We start from the raw sequence: 23,573 nt of genomic DNA, 5'->3' as shown, positions 1-23,573 counted from the left end.
TTACTACTGCTTAGTCCAAATACGGGTGTTTAAATCCAGCTCTTCTACCACGTGCAACATTAGCTGTAGCATATTCAAATCCTTTTCCAGCACTTCGGCGTTTAGCAATGATTTAAAAACTGGGGCTTCAAAGTAATTATGATTTAAAGGGAATGCGATGTAAACACTAGACCAAATGAAAGATACGGAGATGGTAGAATTGGCATATTGGTTTAGCTCCAGTAGCTTCTCCATTAAGGATGGTGTTAAAATATAGCGAGCTTCTACTTGGTCGCCGCTCTCGGTAATAAACATCTTATCGAAGTTTACGTTTTCAAGCTCAACAATACGCTTATTACCCATTACATTTTGAGAAAGCCATTTTCCAAAAGCACCTCCAAAGCCCTTAGGCCTTACTACCGTTAATCCATTAAAATTTTTATTGAAATCTGCACAAAAGATAATCCCTTTGAAAATGTCGTGCCAGTGGGTTTGCTTCCCATTTTTAGTTTGGGTTTCGGTTTTGTACTCTGCATGAACTTCGGCAAAATGAATTTGTGTTTTATCTATTTTACCATACACCAAATCTTCTGTTTTATATCGGTCTGGAGTTTGCGAGAACAGGCAGCTGTTGATAAAATCGCCCTCACTTATTCCCGATAGTGGGTTAATTTGTAAATTCTCGTTCAGCTGTCTTAAACCTGCGCCAATAATCTTGTACTTAAAATCTAGCTTATAGACATCAGCTTTTTTACTTACGCGGAAAAATAGCACAAACCCAGTAACTAGGCCTACGATAAATATAAAAAATCCAATTCCCAGCAACCCGAAAACAAATCCAGCAAGCAGGCAAGCTGCACCTATACCTACACTCCAATAAGCTCTAGAATGCTGCTTTGCGATATACAGTCGTGACGTTTCCAGTTCATTAAAAACTGAAACCATTTCTGGACGGCTATGAAGTTGCATTAGTTATTAAATAATTCTTTTGCGCTAATGTTTTTACGTTCTTCAGCTGGAGTTTCTAACACAGGCATGGTTTGATAGCCCATCATGCCCGCAAAAATACTGCTCGGGAACATCATCACCGCATTGTTATAGCTAGTTACCGCAGCATTATAGGTTCTTCGAGCAGCAGCAATTTGCTCTTCGCTTTCTGTCCAAGTGCTTTGTAAATTAATGAAGTTGGTATTTGCCTTTAAGTCTGGATAGTTTTCTACGTTCACCATTACTCCTCTTACGGCCGTTCCAAGCTGTTGGTCTAGCTGTACTTTTTCGGCATCAGATAGGCTTGCATTTGTACCTTGTGTACGCATTTGCGTGATTTTGGTGAGCGTTTCGCTTTCGTACTGCATGTACTGCTTAATGGTTTCCACTAAATTTGGAATCAGGTCGTAACGTTTTTTTAGCATGACATCAATAGCAGAGAATGCATTGGTTACTTGGTTCTTTTTCCCAATTAAAGAGTTGTAAACACCTATACCGATAAGCAATACAACGATGGCGATAATTCCTAAAATAATCATAGTAAGTTGGTTTTAGGACTAAAGATACAAGATTGAGATGTAAATATTAAGTTTTTACGAATTGCTTTTGTGCTTTAGGAAACTTACAACGTTTTGAAAACTTCGTAAGTTTTAAATTTTGTTGGCAAACCTCGTAGGTTTGAGAAACCTGCGAGGTTTTATCTTTGTCGTGCTAAAACTTTGTCAATCTGATCAGCAGGTTGCAGGTTAAGATTGACAAAGTTACCCACAGTTGCTAGATCTCTCCTATCGTCGAGATGACGTTGATAGGAAAGTATTACCCCTTAGGAGAAGGCAAGGGGGGAGGATTTAAGTTTTAATGCATAGGCCTTTGTAAGCTAAACCCGATTGAAGTAAAATCCTTTTTGTGCTTTTGTGTCATCCTGAACGTTAGTGAAGGATCTGTCTGATTGGGCTGTTTAGAAGTAGATTCCTCGTTCCTCGGAATAACAGCATGGATATTAAACAAAAAGATTGAACGGAAAGCGGGGCTTTCGGACCCTAAGTAATACTGAAATTGCTTTTCTAAAAATGAGGCGAGCATTACAAGACTTACGAAGTTTCGAAAACTTCGTAAGTCTGTCTATGAAATTGGCAAAGCTGATGCAGTATTTCTAGTTATGGGAACTAAATCTAAAATCGTTACCGTACATACGGGATAAAATCGTAAATCTATTGTATCTTTGCGCCAATGAAACATTACACGGCTATATTATTCGCATTAAGGTTTTTATAACCATTGCCGTATTATTCTAAGTTTCACAAATCCAATATTGTATGCTTCACCCAGAGATAGAAAAAAGAAAAACATTTGCTATTATTAGTCACCCCGACGCCGGTAAAACGACCCTTACGGAAAAGTTCCTGCTTTTTGGTGGTGCCATTAACACCGCTGGTGCTGTAAAGAGAAATAAGGCCAACCAAAGCAATACTTCCGATTTTATGGAAATTGAGCGCCAACGTGGTATTTCCGTGGCTACATCGGTAATGGGTTTTGAGTATAGCGGCAAACGCATCAATATTTTAGACACCCCTGGTCACAAGGATTTTGCGGAAGATACTTACCGTACGCTTTCGGCAGTGGACAGTGTGGTATTGGTGGTTGATTGCGTGAAGGGTGTAGAGGAACAAACCGAAAAATTGATGTCGGTTTGTAGAATGCGTAACACGCCTGTAATTATTTTCATTAACAAAATGGACCGTGAGGGTAAGGAAGCATTTGACCTACTAGATGAAATTGAGGATAAACTGAACATCAGTTTGTGCCCACAATCGTGGCCTATTGGGCAAGGACATACTTTCAAAGGTGTTTATAGTATTTACCACAACCAATTGAACCTTTTCCACTCTGATAAAACCAAAGTAACGGATTCGGTAGTAAAGGTGAACGATCTGAACGATGATGCATTACTTGATTATCTGCAAGAAAAAGAAGTAAGCACTTTAAAAGACGAAACTGAATTGGTGAATGGTGTTTATGGCGATTTGGATGTTTCTTTATACAAGGAAGGCTTATTAGCACCAGTATTCTTTGGGTCGGCCATTAACAACTTTGGGATTAAAGAGCTTTTGGATACGTTTATTGAAATTGCACCTAGTCCAAGACATCGTGAGGCGGAAGAACGTGACGTGTTGGTGGAAGAGAAAAATTTCAGTGGCTTTGTATTTAAAATCCACGCCAACTTAGACCCTAAACACCGTGACAGGATTGCCTTTTTGCGTATTTGCTCGGGTAAATTTGAACGTAACAAATTTTATTATCATACCCGTCAGGATAAGAAAATGAAATTTGCCAACCCAATGGACTTTATGGCCAATGAAAAAAGCTTGGTAGAAGAAGCTTGGCCTGGAGACGTGGTGGGTTTATATGATAGTGGCAACTTTAAAATTGGCGATACGTTAACTGAGGGCGAAAAACTGCAGTTTAAAGGTATTCCGAGCTTCTCTCCTGCTATTTTTAAGGAGGTTGAGAATATGGATCCAATGCGTACCAAGCAGTTGGAAAAAGGCATTGAGCAATTAACTGATGAAGGAGTAGCACAGCTTTTTGTGATGCAGCCTGGTAATCGTAAAGTGATTGGTGCCGTGGGTGAATTACAATTTGAGGTAATTAACTTCCGTTTGGAACATGAGTATGGCGCAAAATGTCGTTTCCGTACCTTAACCTATAGTCGCTCACGTTGGGTAACTTCTGATGACAAGAAGAAATTGGACGAGTTTGTAAAACGCAAGCAACAACATATTGGAACGGACAAGGAGGGAAACCCTGTTTATTTGTCAGACAATGATTTTATGATTGAGATGACCAAACGTGATTATCCAGATATTGATTTTCACACCACAAGTGAACACAAATAAAAAGATTGGCCTTTCGAAATTTCGGAAGGCTTTTTTAGTTTTTCAAAATCGTCACACTATCTGGATACCTCAATAAAATACTGCTTTCGTCGATCAGCTTTTTCAAGGTTTCATCTTTAATGGTATCGAGCAGTTCATTTCTAAGGTAAAAGGTTCTATCGCCCTTACCATTTTTCCACTGTACAATTTTGCAATTGCAGGCGTGATTATCCATCGTATTAATCACTTCCTTAATTTCGCCTCCTCGTCCCTGTTTGATGTACACCTCGCGAATACCTATAATATCATTGTTTTCGCCTGCATCAAAGTTCCAAGAGGCAGAAACCACCATAATCTTATCTTTATTTTGAGACAACCGCATTAACGAAAGTCGTGGTGCTTCTATCTTATTTTCGCTGCCTTTCACATATGAACGGATGGAAACCACCTGCGGACTTTCATATTGCATGTATCCGTAGTGGTCAAATCCAGCACCGTATCTCGTAAATGTGAAATACCCGTCTTTATATTTTACGTTCATGATGTTTCTCACAAACTTATGGTAACGGTTTTTATCGGACTTGCGGGCTTGCGGCGAACCGATGTATACCATCCAAATCCCTTCTAAGCTATCTATTTCTGCTTGGCTAGGTTGATAGGGTGTAATTACTAAATCTGCCTTTAAGGATGACATTTTATTGCTCGTATCTATCCACTTGAAAATAGCTACCCCAAGTAACACCAATAAAATAAAAATAAGGGAGAAGCTACTTTTTCTTTTAAATCCAGAGGGTTTAGTGTCATCAGTTAAATCATCCAATTCAGTGGCAATTAAATTCGGGTCTAATATGTTTTCCTCAAACTTATTGCGGGCAACTCCATATAAATAAATATAACAGGCATCTACTAAAAAAGGGCGAGGTTTTGCCACCAATCCATTAAAAGCATCTTTAATCTGTCCACCAGTGATGTCGTATTTTAAGTAAGGATATTCGGTTGCTTTGGAGTTTCGGTCTTCTGGATAAGGACTATGGCCAAATTCCTTTGAAGTGTAAGGCAGTTGATTACTAATACCACTCAGCATCTTGGCGATGTCTTCATAGTTCCTGCGATTGGTATTTAAGTTCAGCTTATTCCCTGTCTCTAGTTCATATTTCTTAAAAACTTGTCGCAGTAAATATTCAATCTCATCCTTCCCAGATTTTAATGCCATACGTGATATTCTTCTATTCAAAAATTAAACACCTCAGCAAATTGGCTCGTGTTCTATTCTTCGGTTTGGTTATTGAACCTTAAAGATATTAATAAAAAGTACAAATTAGCAATACCACCACACCGCCGAAAAACAACACAAATCTCTATATATCAAAAAGATGCAAATATTTCCGAAAAACAGGAGTGATTTTCAGAAATCAAAAATAAATTTTCTAAAACCAATTGGATGGCTAAACGGGCTACTACTTCTCTAACTTTAGTTTAAAACCAGCTGACCAAAACGGCATCCAAAAGCCAACAGCTTGTTGAACAAACCAAATATTAACCTAATAAAAAGAACTCCATTGAAGTATCTTAAAATCTTGTATGTACAGGTCTTAATAGCCATTGTATTAGGCGTAATTGTCGGACATTTTTTCCCTGGCTTTTCCGTAACTGCCAAATTATTGGCCGATATGTTTATCAATATGATTAAGATGATTATTGCTCCAGTAATTTTCATCAGTATTGTATTGGGCATTGCAGGTGCTGGCGATTTAAAAAAGGTAGGTAGAGTAGGCATAAAGGGCCTCATCTATTTCGAAATCGTCACTACTGCCGCCATTGTCATCGGTTTAATTGTTGGCAATGTCATTAAACCTGGTAGCGGCGTTCAAAGTAATGCGGTACATGCAGAACCCGTAACAAAGGCAGCATCTTCGGTAGGTATTGATTGGACAGAGTTCATTAAACATATCGTACCAGATAATGCCATTGCCGCTTTTGCCAAAGGCGATATTATCCAAGTATTGTTTTTCGGGATTTTATTTGCCGTAGCTCTAGCCAAAATGGGCGAAAAAGGCAAATCGGTGATTGCTGGTTTCGAGAAAATTAACAAAATCCTGTTCAACATTTTGCACATGGTGATTAAAATTTCACCCATTGGTGCCTTTGGAGGTATGGCCTATACCATAGGAAAGTTTGGTTTTTCTACGCTGTTCGTACTAGGGAAATTATTGATCACTTTCTACATCACAGGTTTCCTATTCATTTTCGTGATTCTTTACCTCATCTTAAAATTTAATGGCTTTAGCCTTTGGAAATTGTTGGGCTACATTAAAGCAGAATTGTTGATTGTGCTAGGCTCTAGCAGTAGTGAAGCGGTATTGCCCAATATCATGGAAAAGCTGGAAAAAGCTGGCTGTAGCCGTAATGTGGTTGGTTTAATCATTCCTTCTGGATACAGCTTTAATTTAGACGGCACCAGTATCTATTTAAGTTTGGCCATCATTTTCTTGGCGCAGGTATTTGGCGTTAATTTAACCCTGGGGCAAGAACTTACCGTGATAGGTATTTTACTATTAACCAGCAAAGGTGCTGCAGGCGTCACAGGAAGTGGTTTTTTAGTGCTTACTTCTACCCTAACCATCTTAAATATTATTCCATTAGAAGGCATGGCATTGCTAGTTGGCGTAGACAGGTTTATGAGTGAAGGAAGGGCCATTATCAACGTGATTGGGAACACCGTAGCCACAGTAATCATTTCTAAAAGCGAAAAAGAAATTGATATGCAACAATATCGATTAATTGTTGAGAAAGCGGAACAGGCATAAAACCATTGGTTATTTTTATCCTTTAAAAATAAAAGTTATGAAATATTTTTTGTGTTTAACATTCATCGCCTTATCTAGCATCGCCTCTTCATTTGCACAAATCAACAGTGGCACTGTTGGCAAACAAATGTTCTATTTTGATAACAAGGGTAAACTTAAAAGCCCAATTAAGGTTTTTTACTTTAGCCCAAAAGCCAACAATCCCGATATGCCTATTGTGGTGATGTTACATGGTGCAAACCGAGATGCATCAGCCTACATGGATGATTTAGTAAATGCTGCAACGGTTTTTGGCTGTAGGATTATTGCGCCAGAGTTTGATCAAGAAGATTATCGTGGTGCCGAAAAATACAACCTGGGCAATGTTTACGAAAAGAACAAGAAAACCTTTTTAAGTCCTGAAAAATGGAGTTTCTCCTTAATTGAACCTTTGTTTGATCACGTGGTAGGGCAAATTAAAAGCAACAACAAAGGTTACTATTTATATGGCCATTCTGGAGGTGCTCAATTTGTACATCGCTTCTTAATGTTTGTGAACCAGCACCGTGTCATAAAGGCGGCGTTTGCGAATGCGGGATGGTACACACTTCCTGATATGAATACTGAATTCCCGTTTGGCATTAAAAATTCTCCAGTAGACCAAGCACAGCTTGCTCGCTTTTTTTCGACCAAAGTTTATGTATTGCTGGGCATGAACGACACCTTGACCGACGAAAAATCTTACAATACCACAGATGAGGCAGAGGCACAAGGCAAGACCCGTTTTGAGCGTGGCCAATACTACTACAAAACAGTAAAGGCTAAAGCCGAAGAAATGAGACTTCCTTTAAACTGGACAGAAATATATGTCCCGAATGTGGGCCACGATAATGGCAACATGGGAAAGTTTGCCTTCGCTAATTTCTTTATGAACATCCAACAATAACCAAATATGACCAAACAAACAAAACTCATCACACTGATAGGTATTTGTCTTTGTTTTTGCATGGCACAATTTGCTTTTGCGCAAAGCGATGAACTCTACAACAGAGATTCGACCTATACATTCAGTGAAACCTCGGGAAACGTAAGTCTCTTGAGGTTAAAAAAAGGCTATCTCCTAGGCGATGGGATTACCTTTATTTCGGGAAAGGGGAATTTTAACCTTAGCCCTTCCCTACAAACCCTTTATTTGGTTAACTCGACCAATAAAAATTTATCATCGCCAAATTCCACTTTCGCCATTAACAGGGCAAGGTTAAATGTGTTTTCAAATCTGTTCGATAACAAAGTAAGTTTATCTGCAAGGTTAAATTTTGCAGCAAATTATGCCAGTGCCACTACAGGCAATAGATCGTTTAACACGGTACTTCAAGAAGCGAATATAGAATACCGCCCCAACCGTACACACGTATTTAATTTTGGTTTAAGGGCCGATTATGTTGATGGTAGGGAAACAAGGATAGAAGGAGAAAGTATTGGCTTTATTGACCGAAGTCTGCTGTCTGATGCTTTTGATGCCATTTTTGATTTTGGGATTCGCTACAAAGGTAATTATAGGCTGGGCGGAAAGCATTTGCTGAAACCCTATTTGTCGTTCACCACTGGCGATGGCAGAAGTGCGCTACAAAAAAACTATGGTGGTTTTAAATATGGTGTCCGATTAGATTACCTGCCCTTCGACAAGTTTTCTCGTGGTGGCGAATTTTATATGGACGACATGTACAGAGAAGAAAAACCAAAACTGGTTGTTGGGGTAGTTTATAGCTATAATGATGGCGCAACCTCTGCCAAAGGCACCAATGGTGGTCGTTGGCTTTACGGCGATGCCAATCAAAACATATTGCTGCCAAGCTATAGTAAATTTGGGGCAGATTATCTTTTTAAATACAATGGATGGTATTCGATGGGCGGCTTTGTACTTACTCAAGCCAAAGTTCCATCGAACATTGCAGGCGAGTTTAGGTTAGATGGTTCTTTTAATGCCTATGCCACATCGCAAACGGCACAACAAATTAAAGACAGGGTGTTATCTCGATTGAATTTAGGCAAAGGCTTTAATGTACAAGCTGGCTACTTATTCCCTGTAAATTGGGCTGTGGGTGCAAGGTACTCTACCTTAAACGAAAATAATGTTACTGCCTCTTTTTCTGATTACGACAGGAGCTACACTTTCGTAACCACCAAATATTTATCGGGCCATGCGTTAAAAATACAGTTTGAGCTAGGCTATAGCCAACTGAAGGAAGCCCTAAAAACAAGTACACAAAACGGCAATTACTACAGCCAATTACAATTTACCATTCAACTATAACTCTAAAATATTCTGAGACATGAAAAAAATATTATTTTTCTTTTGCCTTGCACTATCATTCATCCATATTGATGTCATGGGGCAGCTGGTACAACCCGACTCTACCTTCACCTACGTGAATGGTGAGGGTACTTTTATCAAATTGGGCAAGGGCGAAGGCACGGTTATCAATTTATTGGGCGCACTTCAATCGGGAGTTCAATATGGTCGTCTTGATTCCTTATCTAAAAAAACCAACAACAGCAACATGAGCCTAAACTTGGCTAGAATATACTTAACGGCTACCAATACAAGGTACGGCGTTTCGGCAGGTATGGTGACTGATTTTACTGGAACATCGCCCATATTAGAAGGCTGGATTGCTTATGACTTTAACAAAAGGATTAAATTGGTTTTGGGACAGAAACAAACCCATACCAATAACCGTTTGGCCATGGCCGATGAACGTTATGCTCAAACCATGGGACAAACCATTGCGGGTAAATCCAATGATGGCATTGCCTATGGTGGCTTGATGCAAAACTTTGTAGGTGCTACTCGTGAGGGAGGTTTGTTTGTAGAAACGAATTTCAGCATCAACACCATGAGAATTTACCCTTCTTTCTCTATCACCACTGGCGAGGGACAAAATTTCTTCACTTCACAAGGCAACATGGGTTTCAAATATGGCGGAAGGTTAGATATTATGCCTTTGGGAGATTTCACTAAAAACAATGCTTATATCGCTCATGATATTTATCGCGAAGCAAAACCAAAATTAGCGATAGGTGTGGCCGCAAGCTATAATCAAAAAGCGAGCAGTCCAATAGGTAGCGAAACTGGTTTAATTACGGGAATTTACGATAATGCTGGCGTAGCTAAATTTGCTGATTATAGAAAATTGGTGGCAGACTTTGCCTTTAAGACTTCTGGATTTGCTTTAATTGGCGAGTATGTAGTGAGCACAGTAACAGGTAAAGATTTATTTACCAATGTTGCGGCCACTAACCAGTTAACTGCCGAAGTAGCCAGTTCTTATTATAACATTGGTAGTGCATTTAATATCCAATCGTCTTATGTATTTAAATCTGGATGGGCTATTGATGGCAAATATGCGATAGTGAAACCTGAATTTAACATTACTGGTTCAAGAATTACTGATCAAAAGTGGGCCAGTTTTGGTATCAACAAATTCATTAAAAACAACGCTTTAAGAATTGGTATCAACACCAACTATATTGAGAACAGCTCACCTGCTTTTAGCTCAAAAAAATGGATTAATAATTTAGCGGTTCAAATTGTTTTATAAGCGATTCATCGTCCTTTTTATCATTATTAAAGAAACAAAACATGAAAACATATTTTCCAATTATACTTTTCATCATCGCGGTTATTTGTGGTTGCTCTTCTGAAATTGAGTTTACGCCAGTTACTCCGCCACCAACCAACGATAATTCCGATTTATTGATTTCAGAAATCTCTACTGCAATTAATACCGACGCCAATGCGGCAGGTACACGACCACATTACGTAGAAATTTACAACGGCACCAGTGCCAACGTAGATTTAACCAGTTATGCGATTGGCTATATGGCCAGTACAGATGCCAATACGTTAGTCAATTGGGCCTTCCCTACTGGAAATTTCTTCCTCTTGTCTACCTCTATAGCAAAAGGCAAATGCTATGTAATAGCTTCCCCTCAAGCAGATGCGACAGTGATTAAAAGCGATGTGACTTGGGGAACTACCAGCAGCACCAATGCCAATGCCAGCGTACCACTACAATTAAGTGGAAATAGTGCCATTGCCTTGCTAAAAAAAGATGCCGCTGGCACCATTATGCTTAGCGGAAGCGCCTATAAAATCATTGATGTATTTGGGAGCCCGCAAGTGGCTAGGGTAACCAGTACAGGTTCAAGTAGTGCCCGTAATAATTTCATGTGGACCGTAGCAGGGGAAGTTGCTGACACACGCAACAGAACATTTTTCAGAAAAGCAACCGTTCACAATCCTACCACAGACTGGGCGAAAGCGAAAGGAACAACAGTTGCAGATAGCGAGTGGCAAATTTCGGCTGACAGAGCTTGGGATTATACTAACCTTGGCTTACCGACTAAATAATGTGAGTTTTGGGTGTTAAATTTGGTCTAACAGACCCTGAAATAAATTCAGGGTGACGTTAAATGGGCGTTTCGTCATGCTGTCCCGAACATTCGGGATCAGCATCAGCTTTTAAGGATATTCTGATCAAAATATCATATGACAAATATCTTAATCAGCTGATATTGAATGAAAAACATCCATAATTCACGTTATTTAATACCATTAATGCGAAAGCGAAGTTCATTCGTTTTCGCATTTTTTTGTTTTTAAAATTGGTGCTATTGTGGAGTCCCTCGCAACAACAGCTAGGCTAAAAATATGCCCTTACCTGCATATTGCCTGTATGTACGGTATTTACCGTTGGCGATTTACGGCCTTCGTAACTCACGTTCAACTGTACACCATTGCCAATGGTTCGTTGCAGCGCCAAGCCCCAAGTATAATTATTACCTACCTGCAATCCTGATAGCATTTCATAGCCAATAGTGCTGTTGCCATTACCCGTAAACTTATTGTTGATGTAACTAATCTTTCCCGTGAGCACACCTCTTTTCAGTACATTATAACGGCTCTCGGTCGTGAAAGTGATATTGGTATTCTTCTCCCCTCCTAGCTCCGCAGCATTACGCTGGTTCCCATACACGCCAAGGAAAGTAAGCCTAAAATCTGTATTAAACTGATAGTTGAATTCGGGTAACAAATCCAAATAAGTGATTTGATAATTTCGCTGCGAGAATAATTCTGATTGATATTTTTTCCGTCCTTGGTTAACGGTCAAATTAAGATTGGCGCTTCTTACGGGAGCAGTTCTTATTCGCAGTCCTGCCTCATTACGTTTACGACTATCAAATCCATTGCTCAAAAAGCTCCTTCCTCCATCCGTAAGGTAATTAAAATCTACGCCAAACTTTGGATTGTTCCTGTCAAAAAATAGCGTATTCCTTAAAAAAGAACTTAACGAAACGAGATTTTCGGCATCAATGCCTGTATTGAATGGATTATAAACTTCCAAGCCCTTACTAGCTAAAATCTTTCGATCTATTTTATAAGAAAGCTGGTTGGTGAATTTGCCCAATAGTTTGTTAAAGCCTTTTGAGTCTTTTAAAATCGCACTTGGGGTAATCCGAATGCTTTGGTTAATCCCTGTGAAATTAGTACGAATATATTCAGTACCAGCCGTAAAAACGCGGATATATTTTGCTTGGTCGGGAAAGCGGGAAATCTCAAATTCGTTCAGCTCTTTAATGCCATTGCCATTGTAGTCATTCCATGCGTAAACACCTTGCCCAGGTAGTACTTCCAAATAAGTAATTTCCCTTCGTGGTTCCTGTCCATTTCCCACTTCGTAATACAGCGAAGTATTGATAAAACCTTTCAAGGCATTCAAGTTATAATCCAACCTGCCTACTAAACTTTCATCGCTATTCACCGAAGCAAAGCCATTGGCATAATCCGTTTTACGATAGCCAGAAGTAAGGCTTAACACGGAATTGGCATTTTTAGTTAAATCTACTCCAAAATTTACATTCTGTGAGTGGGAACTGTTCAGCAACTCAGTACCTCTCGGCAATTGATCCTGCCTGTAACTGTAATCCAACTTATATCGATTGCTTTGACCTGCCTTACTTTGCAGGTACAACTTATAGATGTGATAAGAGAAACTGTTACCCGTTAAAACATCGGTTTGCTTATCGCTAGTGAGATTATGTTGCTGTTCAAACACAAATCCTGCCACTAGACTAAAAACCTCTCTATTCACATCTAAATAGTGCTTAAAGAAAGTACCGTTGTTAGCCGTAGCATCCGAATTCAGCAAACTACCATCATACTTTAAACCATATTTCCCTTGTTTGTACAAAGCGCTCACTTTATGTAAATAACCTTGATATTTTGCTTCTCTGCTAAAAGTATTCAGCGTATAAGAAATATGCTGCTGTTGATTATTGTACAATTGTGCACCTACCGAGAACAAATGCTCTGTTGCGGGAACAGTAACGGCATCGAGGTTAAAATCACGGTTAAACTCCACCATCCTGTACATTTCAATAGGTTTAAAAGTTTTGCTGACATATTCGTAATTGGCAGAGGTATTGAGTTTAAGTCCTTTTTGGTTCAACTCAAATGGATGTAGCGCATCCAACTTTAAACCGTAGCCGCTTACGTTTGCGACACTTTTGTCGGCAAATAGGTTGACATTGTTATTGCTAATGGCAAATTCGCTGCTGAAAATACTTTGTTTTTTAGGCTTGTAATCGGCCGCAATGGTAATGAGCTGCTGTTGCTTTGGGGTAACCAGCAAAGTAATGGGCTCATAACTCCCTTGCATAGTACCTCCCACTGGCTCTACAAATTCGTAAACCTTTCCATTGGCCGCCGATTGGTTATTGATTCGGTAATTGCCTTTTCCTTCGCCTACATAAGAAAAACCTACCCGATACTTGGCCAAAGATGGGTCGGTAGAATAACGATAATATTCAATGTTACCAACAGAAACCAACTTCTCATACAAAATTTCGTTTTCATTAAAAGGCACTTCCGTTACATTTGGATAATAAGCCTGCGAAATGTCCTGCCCCAAACCCGCCATAAACTGCTTTTGCGCATCGTTTAAGGTTTGAAGGAAAGGCTGGTTTCGATTATCTTTCTCATTATAATAGTTCAGTCGAAAAGCAAGCTGTTCCGTTTCTATCTTTTGATTTAAATAAGTTAACGAACGGGAGTAATTCTTATCGGAATATTCAAACTCCACCGAAATACGGGTATTCAAATTAATGAGCTGCTTTGCTGTAAAGGTAATTTCGGCCGTATTATAATCAATCACGTAATCATTATCCTGTCCACGCAACAAAGGCATACCATCAATGTAAACACGTTCAGTTCCCGCAATCACTACAATGTAAGTTTCTCCATTATTTCCTATCAAGCGATAAGGTCCTTGATTGCCTTCCTGCCCCATGATTTGGTTACGGGCGGAACGGCCTTTGGCTACCGCAGCAGCTACCGTAGTACTAAAACGAATACCTTTCTCCGTTTTAAACTGATGGTTAATCATGGCGCCCTGCGTACGCTTGTAGAAGTTCATGAAATAACTATCAGGACGTTTCAGTTCATAGTCGCCCGCGGTGAGTACCGTGCTATCTTTTTTGATCTGCACAAACACCCTGTCAAATTCGTTCAATTGTTGGGTATTTCCTTCTGGCTGAACGGGCAAGTTATCGTCGGAAATGGCGGCGAGGATCTCAATATCATTGGCAATTTTACCCGACATTTGCAGCACCATGTTGGAGTTAACGGACAGGTTTTGATTGTTACCAAACATAATCCCTCTCGAGATACTTCCACTTTTGTTTAACCCTTTCATGGAGAAGAGTGTATTTTCTGCCGTTTGGGGTTTATAAACGTAACTATCGCTCCCACTAATCACCGATTGTTCTAGCCTCTTAATATCTTTGTGCTGATACGTTTTGGAGAACAGGATAGGAAAAACCTTGTAACGCAACTCCAAAGAAATACCTTCGGTACCCTTCCATAAAAAAGTTGCTTTGGCATAATCTATCTGATAAAGTGAGGTATCGGCATTAACGTTTTCATTGTACTTAACGGTGAAGGTTTGCGGAACAATACTTAAACTATCTAGGGAAATAACGGTGTGGGAACTGGTTATTTTTTTGAGTCTTTGGTTAGTGTTGAGCTGCGCATTTAAATCAGTACTCATCAACATCACTAAAAGCGATATGAAGCCCCACTTGAACATTTTAAACCAAAGGGAAGGTAAGGTAGAATATCGTACCATTGTTCAACACTGAGGTGAATTCTACTTTTCCGCCAGCATTTTCTATCGCCTGTTTAACAAAAGCCAAACCTAACCCTGTACCAGAAGACTTAGTGGTAAAGTTGGCCCTAAAAATACTGCTTTGCAAGCTTGGATCAATTCCTTTCCCATTATCTTCTACCTCCACAAAAGCCTGTCTTTCATCGTTAGCAACATGCACCTTAATTACACATTTTTCTTTTCCATCTGCCGCTTCTATAGCGTTTTTGAACAGGTTATTAAATGATCGGAGCAATTGATCTTTATCACCCAATACCAAAACTTCTTTATTGCTTCTATTCAACACATGGATTTCTACATGATCTACCGAACTGAAAACTTCCTTTGCTTGCTCAATAATAGGCAGCAATGCAATATGTTCCAGCTTGGTGTCTGGCATTTTCGCAAAGTTGGAGAACTCTGATGCAATGGTGGCCAAACTATCAATTTGCTCTACAAAAGATTTGTTGAAACTGGCAAACTTCTTTTCGAAATTAGGATCTTTTTCTTTCCAAGATTTTTCTAGTAATTGTACACCTAATTTCAATGGAGTTAACGGATTTTTAATTTCATGAGCCACCTGTTTGGCCATCTCCCGCCATGCACTTTCCCTTTCACTTCGGGCCAATTTATTTGCACTAATCTCCAGCTCGGCTATCATTTTATTGTATTCCTTAATCAATACTCCTATCTCATCCTGTCTGTGCCAAACAATGGGTTGATTGGTCTGTCCCAGTTTAGTTCTTCTAATATTTTCTTGGATAAAAGTTAGTGGGCTGGTGATTTGGTTAGCTAAGAAAACCGCCAGTACGCCAATGAGCACAAACACCAGCGCATAAATATTGATTAAGGTGTTGATGAACAAACCAATTTTCGCCTGATAATCTTCCTCATTTGAATAGTAAGGGATACTTAAATAACCCACCACTTGATTATTGGCGTTTCTAACAGGCGCATAAGCCGCTGCATAAGTAAAATCCCCAATTTTTTCGACTGGATTAATGTACTCTGACTTTTGCTGTACCGCTAACTGCATGTAAGCCATTGGTCCCATTTTACGCCCAATAATACCTAAATCATACAGTTTTGGCAAGGAGGTTAAATACAAATTACCCTCAATATCAAAAAGATTAAGGTAAACCCCATTTACGTCGGCAAACTGATTAAACTCAAATTGTGCTTCGCTATTGTTACTAATGGTTCCAGGCAAGGCAATATGCTTTTCATAAGCTAGCTGTACCTTTCTTAACTTCTCCCTAACCTGTTCGGTTTGCTGCTCTAAATATTGATGGCTGATATTGAAAAAGGTTGTCCATCCAACAATCACTAAGGTAGCCACCACAGATAATACAATAGAAAACTGTATCCGTGTTTTGTAAAGGATTTTGTTGGCATTGATCATCAAATACCGGTTCAAATTAAACAGGCCCCCACGGCTATCGCTAATGTTTACCGCCAACCATGTAATGATGTAAACCAACACACCAAAAATGATAAAAATTAAAAAGAAGAAAGATAAGGTAGCCAAACGAACAGTGAAATCTACCTTTTCGATACTGATGACGATTAAACGGTTATTTGCGGGCTTGTATATTGCATGACTGTAAGAGCCCGCATCTGTATATTCATTTACAAATTCGATGTTATCCCTTTCACCCTTAAACACGGTATTGAACATGGGATAAACGTACTTACCAGATTGACCAAAAAGTTGATTTTGCTTGTAAAACGCCAGCGAATAATTACTCAGATCCTCATCACTTTTCAGTTTACCATCAATCAGCAAATCTGGGAAAAAACTGCTATAATCGTAAGGTCTCGAAATCAACTCCACCACCATAGTCCCCAAAAAGCTATCGCCGTCAAAAACAGGAATGATTCCGAAATAATTTTGAAAGCCGAAGGTATCATTGATACGATAAAAGTAATTTGCCTGCTGTGTTTTTACCGCTCCAAATTTTACCAAGCTTTTATACTTATTGATCGGTAAACTTTCCGCACTTTTTAAGGATTGATCATCACTATTGTATTCAAAAATCTTATACTCAAACCTCGACAAATAGCCATCAAGATAATTTTTTGAAATGTAGTTGTGGAAATTAGAAGTTTGGGTGAGCAAAGGCTGTTTAAAGTAGCTCACCACTTGTGAATCGATGGTTAAACCATGTTCCAAAACCTCAATGGAGTTCATCACTTTTGGATCATCCTCATTCATCAATTTTCTAGCAATCCCCGAACGGGTGGTCCTTTCTTTGATATCTTCAAACTTGATGTATTTGATTGAAGTAATGGTGGCCATGCATAAAAATATGACTGCCATAACGGATACTGACAACCTATTTTTTCTGGTATACTGATGATAGGCAATCATGAAAATCAGTAACGCATACACAAGATAAAAGACAGTATAATCTGTGGCCAGCATGTAAATGGTATATCCTGTTAGCAGGATTAAAAACACATACAACTTTTGTCGGGTGCTGATTACAAAATGGGTACAAAGCGCCACCATGGCGCTCACCATCAAATAAATGTTAAGCCATACCAAACATAGTATAAAAATACTCAGCCAACTGATCCATCCTAAATTGATAATGTTGCTGATATTAAAATCTATTTTGGAATAGTACACTACCCCAAAAAACAGGTCTTCGGTTAAAAAACCTATTCCTCCAAGCGCTACCGCAAAAAGAATAAACAGCAAATAGTTTGCAAATTTCTTACGGACAATCCATTCGGGCAACTGATATTCCTTTCTGTGGGCATAAATGAATATCCAGATACAGGTAAACGCCAATACATTTAATAATAAATCCCCCAAAGAGGGTAAGAAATCACTTTCGGCATAAATACTCGGGTCAAATATCCGAAGGTCAAACTGATGGTTGAACCAAAAGAACTTCAAATCTGTGAGCCTTAAAGCAACGAAGTAAAAAATGATAAGCGCAGTGCCCCAAAGCAACTTTCCGCTTCTGGCCAAGGCCAATCCACATGAGTTTACAAAAAGACTTACAAAAATCACCCCAATAATCCACAACCATAACTCCGAACTGGTATAAACATTATCGGTGTAGTTATTACTTAGCTTAACCGTAAAGAGATAATCCTTATTGAGGCTGAAAATCTCTGTAGTTTCCTTATCGGTAAAGGAGGCTATTTCTAGTGTTTTTTTATCGTAAAGCCCAGGCCAAATTTCGTTTTTTAGGTATTGGTTTTCAATAGCGTATTGTGCTTTTACAGTAATCATAAAAACAAATACATACTGCCCTACCGTTTTTTTAATCAGCTCATAATGACCGTTGGGAAGTAGCACAAGAGAAGTTCCTTCCTTTACCTTTTCTATATTTGAAGGCAGCGCTTTATAGGTACTCCAATATTGTAACTCGTGGTTTTTATAGACAAAAACATTGATACCGCTTGACCTATAAGTCGTGATAAAACCGTTAGCCAAACCTTCATCAACACTGAACTTTTTAAGTTCTTCTAATTTTATGGGTAGTGTGAGATAGTCGTAAACGATACGTTCTCTGGCCAACAAATTCTCTTGCAGTTCATTGGCTTCGTGATGTAACAGGTCTTGACGGGTGATTGAGTTACGCAAGGATATTGCCGTTACAAAACAGCAAAGACCCAATAGCAACATCAATAACCTAATTTTTAGTCCTGTATTCAAATTCGGCAGCTTTAAAATATAAATATACAGAAATGGGGCTGTCTTAAAAGCAAAATCTTTATTCCCAACGTATAAACACAGAAAAAGTTATCCATTAAATGAGGATAACTTTTTCTATATCGATTGAAGTTGCTTGCGCAACATCTGATTAATTTAGCTATTAGGCAATTGCCGCACTACTGGTTTGAACATCTCTGCTCACTTTTTTAACCAATCCCTGTAGCACATTACCTGGTCCCACTTCTACAAAATCATTACCACCGTCGGCAATCATATTGGTGGCCGTTTGTGTCCACCTCACCGCTCCTGTAAGCTGCGCAATTAAATTTTCTTTAATCACCGCTGGATCGCTGGTTGGCAATGCATTTACGTTTTGATATATCGGACAAACTGGTGCATTAATGGCAGTTGCTTCAATTGCCGCCTGCAATTCCACTTTTGCTGGCTCCATTAATGGCGAGTGAAACGCTCCGCCTACATTTAATTTCAATGCTCTTTTAGCACCTGCAGCAGTTAATTTCTCACAAGCCTTATCTATCCCTTCAATGGTCCCAGAAATCACCAATTGACCAGGGCAGTTATAATTTGCAGGCACCACTACCTCTTCTACTTCAGCACAAATTTGTTCTACCACCTCATCAGCCAAGCCCAAAATAGCGGCCATGGTTGAAGGTTGAAGCTCGCAAGCTTTTTGCATTGCATTGGCACGGGCAATAACCAATTTCAAACCATCTTCAAAAGATAAAGCGTTAGCCGCAACTAGGGCAGAAAACTCACCCAAAGAGTGTCCAGCAACCATGTTTGGTTGAAAATCATCTCCTAAAACTTTAGCCAATATTACCGAATGCAAGAAAATTGCTGGCTGAGTTACATTCGTTTGTTTTAATTCTTCATCAGTTCCGCTAAACATAATATCGCTAATGCGAAAACCAATGATTTCATTTGCCTTTTCAAAAAGTTCTTTAGCCAATGGACTGTTTTCGTACAAATCTTTGCCCATGCCTACAAACTGAGCACCTTGCCCAGGAAAAATATATGCCTTCATACCCTTTAAATATTGTTGGTTGTTCTATTGTTAAATTGATGTATTGATACAAACCACCATCTAAAACCGTTTGGTGTGATCACTTTCACGGTTAAATCGTATTTCGTAATCTAAAATCGTAAATCCTTTAATCTAAGCTTGCGGTAATTAACCTTAAAAACTCGGCCCTAGTTTTATCGTTTTTCATAAACTCGCCAGTAAAAGCTGAGGTAGTAGTCACCGAATTTTGTTTTTGTACACCACGCATGGCCATACACAAGTGCTTACATTCAATTACTACTGCAACGCCAGCAGGAGACAAGGTATTTTGGATACAATCCCTGATTTCGTTGGTCAAACGCTCCTGTACCTGTAAACGACGGGCAAAGGCATCCACCACTCTTGGAATTTTACTCAAACCAACAATATGTCCATTAGGGATATAGGCAATATGCGCTTTACCAAAAAATGGCAACATGTGGTGTTCACACATCGAGAAAACCTCAATATCCTTTACCACTACCATTTGGCTATAATCTTCCTTAAACATGGCCGATTTTAAAATCTGTTCAGGCTTAATATCATAACCATGGGTAAGATACTGCAAAGCTTTGGCCACACGCTCAGGGGTTTTCACCAAACCTTCACGCTCCGGGTCTTCACCCAAACGTTCCAAAATATCTTTATAATGTACCGCTACACCATTAATTTTATCCTCGTCATATCGTTCTATTTTTTGGTAGCCCAATAGTTCTTCTTCGTGGTCGTGTTCGTGTGCCATAAATGAGATGTATTAGCCGAAATACTCGACATAGTTGTTATCTGTTTCGTAAATTTTAATGCAATGAAGTTGAGCGCCACTTTCGCCAACATGAGGAGCCAATATATCCCAAATGGCAATAGCCAAGTTCTCTGTAGAAGCCAGTTTGCCTTTCATGAAATCCACGTCCAAGTTCAGGTTTTTGTGGTCTACCTTATCAATCACATGCTTGTTGATCACCTGTTTCAGCCATTTCAAATCCACCAAAAAACCAGTTTCTGGATTTACTTCACCCTTAACCGTTACAAACAGTTGGTAGTTATGTCCATGCCAGTTCGGGTTTGCACATTTGCCAAAAACTGCAGTATTTTCATCCTCACTCCAATCTGGACGAGCAAGTTTATGAGCGGCATTAAAGCTCTCCCTACGTGTAATATAAATCATCTTTAAAAAATAAAACGCAAATATACAGATAAAGTCAATAGCCTAACCTTGATATTGAATGGAAGTTAAAATATGAAAATGTACTTACTATTTTGAAAAGCAATGTACACTTACCATAGCCATGTCAGTCCCGCTTTCCGTTACAATCTTTTTGTTTGCCCTTGTTGTCATTCCGAGGAACGAGGAATCCACTCCTAAACAGCTTAACCAAACAGATCCCTCACTAGCGTTCAGGATGACACCATCAAACAAAAAGTATTTCCACTACAATCGGGTTTAACTCACCAAATCCCCTGCTACTAGGCTAAAACCTCTGCAACCGTTCAACAAACAACCAAAAAATAATCGTTACTTAGTGCTATGAAACTTCTGGTAGTGGCAGCAACCCAAGCTGAAATAGCACCTACGCTAGCACATTTTGGAATTGCTTCAAACAACTTTATCGAAACCGAAAACTTTGACCTGCTCATTACTGGCGTAGGTATGGTCGCCACCGCTTTTTCATTAGGAAAGCAGTTAAGCAACCAATACAACCTAGTACTCAATGTAGGCATTGCAGGCAGTTTCGACAGGAACATTGCGTTGGGAGAAGTGGTAAATATTACCCACGACACTTTTGCGGAACTGGGCGCCGAAGACCACGACGATTTTATCACTTTACCGCAATTAGGCTTTGGCGAAAATGCTTTTTCTTCCAATACAGAAACAACCTTGGGCTTGAAAAAAGTGAAAGGCATTACTGTGAACAAAGTGCATGGCAACGCTCACAGTATTGAGAAAACCATTCAACTACACCAACCCCAAACAGAAAGTATGGAAGGTGCTGCTGTTTTTTATGCTTGCCAACAATTGAATATTCCTGCCATGCAAATCCGCAGCATTTCTAACTATGTAGAACCTCGCAACAGAGAAAGCTGGCAAATTGGCTTAGCCGTTAAAAATTTGAATGACTGGCTAATCGAATTCATCAATAAGTCTTCTAACTAAGCATCATGGCAAACCAAAATGAATTGAGCCCAATAATTGACGTAGATGAACTAAAACTACTCGTCCACGAATCTACCGATGTTGTGATTGTAGAGGTAAGCAATGAAAAGAATGCCAAAGAAAATTACCTACAACAACATTTAGACAGCGCCATATTTCTAGATCTAAACAAAGACCTCGCGGATATTAAAACGGATTTAGCTCTCGGTGGGCGACATCCGCTACCACAAATAGCAAATTTTCTAGACTTTTTATCGGGAATTGGCATTTCACCAAACAGCCACGTGATCATTTACGATTACAAAAATGGCGCAAATGCAGCAGCTAGATTTTGGTGGATGATGAAGTCAGTTGGGCATAAAAATGTACAGGTGCTAAATGGTGGTTTCCAAGAAGCCGAAAGAAGAAACTATCCAATTAACAACCATGTTCCTGTTCCTAAAAAAGCAGCCTATCATACCTCTGTTACGGATTGGCAATTACCAGTGGTTGATTTAGAAGAAGTTGATTTAGCATCCAAAAGTAAAAAGCATTTAATTATAGATGTACGAGAAAAACCTCGTTACAATGGAGAATTTGAACCCATTGATTTAATTGCAGGACATATTCCCAACGCCGTCAACATTCCTTTTACAGATAACCTCGAAGAAGACGGACTATTTAAAGCGCCCAAAAAGTTAAGGGAAAAGTATCAGGACATATTTAATGAATTCGGCAATGATCAAATCATCGTTCATTGTGGTTCTGGTGTAACCGCATGCCATTCACTGTTGGCCATGTCATATGCTGGGTTTAACATTCCTAAATTATATCCAGGTTCTTGGAGCGAATGGAGTAGAAACCATAAACCAATTGAAAAGCTTTAAAAAAGAATAATTGAAGCTCAAATGACGCTTAAATTTATTTCATCCCGTAAATTTACCACATGGAACTTACACTTGGTTTTTCGCCCTGCCCTAACGACACTTTTATCTTTGATGCCTTAATTCATGGTAAAATAGATACAGAAGGCTTAAGCTTCAACGTATTTTTTGACGATGTAGAAACCTTAAATCAAAAGGCCCTGCGTGGTGAACTAGACATCACCAAATTGAGTTTTCATGCTTTTGCGTATGTTGCCGAACGATACGCTTTGCTAGACTCGGGTAGCGCTCTGGGTTTTGGCGTTGGCCCCTTATTAATCTGTAAAAAGGAAAATGCCGAACGTATAGAAAGCCAATTGAAAAATGGAAGCTTTGAGCTAAAAACAGGCATTCCTGGCAAATATACCACAGCAAACTTCTTGTTGGGCGTCGCTTATCCGCAGCTGACCAACAAACAAGAAATGGTGTTTTCGGAAATTGAAGATGCTTTGTTAAACGACGAAATAGACCTTGGTTTAATCATTCATGAGAACCGTTTTACCTACCAAGCCAAAGGATTGCATAAAGTAATTGACTTAGGTGCCTACTGGGAAAAGTTTTCAGGCTGTGCCATTCCGCTAGGAGGCATCGTAGTGAATAGAAATTTACCTTTGGAAGTTCAGAAAAAGGTTAATCGCTTGGTCAGAAAATCGGTAGAATATGCTTTTGAAAACCCTAAATCAGGCATCGAGTTTATCCGTGAGCATGCGCAAGCCATGGAGGAGGAAGTGATGTACAAACATATTAAGTTGTACGTTAATCAATACTCGGTAGATTTAGGCATTGAAGGTCGCAAAGCGATTGATACCTTATTCGATATCGCCACCAAAAACGAAGTCATCCCACCGATTGGGAAAAGCTTGTATGTAAGTGCTTAGGATAAAGGAACAAGGATTAAAGAGCAAAGACTTTATTAAGCTACCCTGAAAACAACACATCATTTTGACG

Annotated in this window: 17 protein-coding genes; 9 read left to right on the top strand and 8 right to left on the bottom strand. The window is 39.2% G+C overall.

The genetic code is table 11. The annotated features are described in order from the left end of the window. Nucleotides 1-3: 3 nt before the first annotated feature. Nucleotides 4-948 carry a DUF3137 domain-containing protein gene (locus DUT70_RS13835; RefSeq protein ID WP_113647937.1) on the bottom strand — a complete coding sequence of 315 codons (945 nt, stop codon included), beginning with the start codon at nt 946-948 and terminating at the stop codon, nt 4-6. Next, nucleotides 948-1,505 carry a LemA family protein gene (locus tag DUT70_RS13830; RefSeq protein WP_113647936.1) on the bottom strand — a complete coding sequence of 186 codons (558 nt, stop codon included), beginning with the start codon at nt 1,503-1,505 and terminating at the stop codon, nt 948-950. The genes DUT70_RS13835 and DUT70_RS13830 overlap by 1 nt, the downstream gene beginning before the upstream one ends. Nucleotides 1,506-2,282: 777 nt before the next feature. On the opposite strand from DUT70_RS13830, the gene DUT70_RS13825 reads away from it, so the two are divergent. Next, complete coding sequence (locus DUT70_RS13825; RefSeq protein WP_113647935.1) at nt 2,283-3,863, top strand: peptide chain release factor 3; 1,581 nt, start codon at nt 2,283-2,285, stop codon at nt 3,861-3,863. 34 nt (nt 3,864-3,897) lie between these two features. On the opposite strand, the gene DUT70_RS13820 is transcribed toward DUT70_RS13825, so the two are convergent. Continuing rightward, on the bottom strand, nt 3,898-5,055 hold the full coding sequence (locus tag DUT70_RS13820; protein WP_113647934.1) for a hypothetical protein: 1,158 nt from the start codon (nt 5,053-5,055) through the stop codon (nt 3,898-3,900). A gap of 346 nt (nt 5,056-5,401) precedes the next feature. Here DUT70_RS13820 and dctA point away from each other — a divergent pair, with 346 nt between their 5' ends. From dctA to DUT70_RS13795, 5 genes are read left to right on the top strand one after another with little or no spacing between them, the layout of a single operon-like run. Further along, on the top strand, nt 5,402-6,649 hold the full coding sequence (gene dctA / locus DUT70_RS13815) for a C4-dicarboxylate transporter DctA (protein WP_113647933.1): 1,248 nt from the start codon (nt 5,402-5,404) through the stop codon (nt 6,647-6,649). 37 nt (nt 6,650-6,686) lie between these two features. Beyond that, on the top strand, nt 6,687-7,574 hold the full coding sequence (locus DUT70_RS13810; protein WP_113647932.1) for a hypothetical protein: 888 nt from the start codon (nt 6,687-6,689) through the stop codon (nt 7,572-7,574). A gap of 6 nt (nt 7,575-7,580) precedes the next feature. Further along, nucleotides 7,581-8,942 carry a hypothetical protein gene (locus DUT70_RS13805; protein ID WP_128353370.1) on the top strand — a complete coding sequence of 454 codons (1,362 nt, stop codon included), beginning with the start codon at nt 7,581-7,583 and terminating at the stop codon, nt 8,940-8,942. 19 nt (nt 8,943-8,961) lie between these two features. Beyond that, nucleotides 8,962-10,230 carry a hypothetical protein gene (locus DUT70_RS13800; RefSeq protein WP_128353369.1) on the top strand — a complete coding sequence of 423 codons (1,269 nt, stop codon included), beginning with the start codon at nt 8,962-8,964 and terminating at the stop codon, nt 10,228-10,230. Nucleotides 10,231-10,271: 41 nt separating this feature from the next. Continuing rightward, entirely contained in the window at nt 10,272-11,042 is a 771-nt protein-coding gene (locus DUT70_RS13795; RefSeq protein WP_113647929.1) for a lamin tail domain-containing protein, read from the top strand. Nucleotides 11,043-11,334: 292 nt separating this feature from the next. On the opposite strand, the gene DUT70_RS13790 is transcribed toward DUT70_RS13795, so the two are convergent. From DUT70_RS13790 to DUT70_RS13770, 5 genes are all read right to left on the bottom strand, one after another. Beyond that, nucleotides 11,335-14,817: a hypothetical protein gene (locus DUT70_RS13790; RefSeq protein WP_240432121.1), complete on the bottom strand. Its 3,483-nt coding sequence runs from the start codon at nt 14,815-14,817 to the stop codon at nt 11,335-11,337. Next, nucleotides 14,780-18,508, bottom strand: a complete 3,729-nt coding sequence (locus DUT70_RS13785) for a sensor histidine kinase (protein WP_240432120.1) — start codon at nt 18,506-18,508, stop codon at nt 14,780-14,782. The genes DUT70_RS13790 and DUT70_RS13785 overlap by 38 nt, the downstream gene beginning before the upstream one ends. Nucleotides 18,509-18,668: 160 nt before the next feature. Beyond that, nucleotides 18,669-19,553, bottom strand: coding sequence for an ACP S-malonyltransferase (gene fabD / locus DUT70_RS13780; protein ID WP_113647927.1), 885 nt, complete (start codon nt 19,551-19,553; stop codon nt 18,669-18,671). Nucleotides 19,554-19,680: 127 nt separating this feature from the next. After that, nucleotides 19,681-20,313: a GTP cyclohydrolase I FolE gene (folE, locus tag DUT70_RS13775; RefSeq protein ID WP_113647926.1), complete on the bottom strand. Its 633-nt coding sequence runs from the start codon at nt 20,311-20,313 to the stop codon at nt 19,681-19,683. Nucleotides 20,314-20,325: 12 nt separating this feature from the next. Further along, complete coding sequence (locus DUT70_RS13770; protein WP_113647925.1) at nt 20,326-20,736, bottom strand: 6-pyruvoyl trahydropterin synthase family protein; 411 nt, start codon at nt 20,734-20,736, stop codon at nt 20,326-20,328. 360 nt (nt 20,737-21,096) lie between these two features. Here DUT70_RS13770 and mqnB point away from each other — a divergent pair, with 360 nt between their 5' ends. Genes mqnB through DUT70_RS13755 form a run of 3 tightly spaced genes read left to right on the top strand, consistent with a single transcriptional unit; the run spans nt 21,097 to nt 23,503 of the window. Further along, complete coding sequence (mqnB, locus tag DUT70_RS13765) at nt 21,097-21,723, top strand: futalosine hydrolase (RefSeq protein ID WP_113647924.1); 627 nt, start codon at nt 21,097-21,099, stop codon at nt 21,721-21,723. A gap of 5 nt (nt 21,724-21,728) precedes the next feature. Next, a complete protein-coding gene (locus DUT70_RS13760) occupies nt 21,729-22,589 on the top strand; it encodes a sulfurtransferase (protein WP_205529802.1) in 861 nt (286 codons plus the stop codon). Between the two features lie 59 nt (nt 22,590-22,648). Further along, complete coding sequence (locus DUT70_RS13755; protein ID WP_113647923.1) at nt 22,649-23,503, top strand: menaquinone biosynthesis family protein; 855 nt, start codon at nt 22,649-22,651, stop codon at nt 23,501-23,503. Nucleotides 23,504-23,573 lie beyond the last annotated feature (70 nt).

It is taken from the genome of Pedobacter chitinilyticus (assembly GCF_003313385.1).
Classification (GTDB): domain Bacteria; phylum Bacteroidota; class Bacteroidia; order Sphingobacteriales; family Sphingobacteriaceae; genus Pedobacter; species Pedobacter chitinilyticus.
Note: the sequence above shows the minus strand (reverse complement) of the source record. Positions and strands in the feature narration are given on the sequence as shown.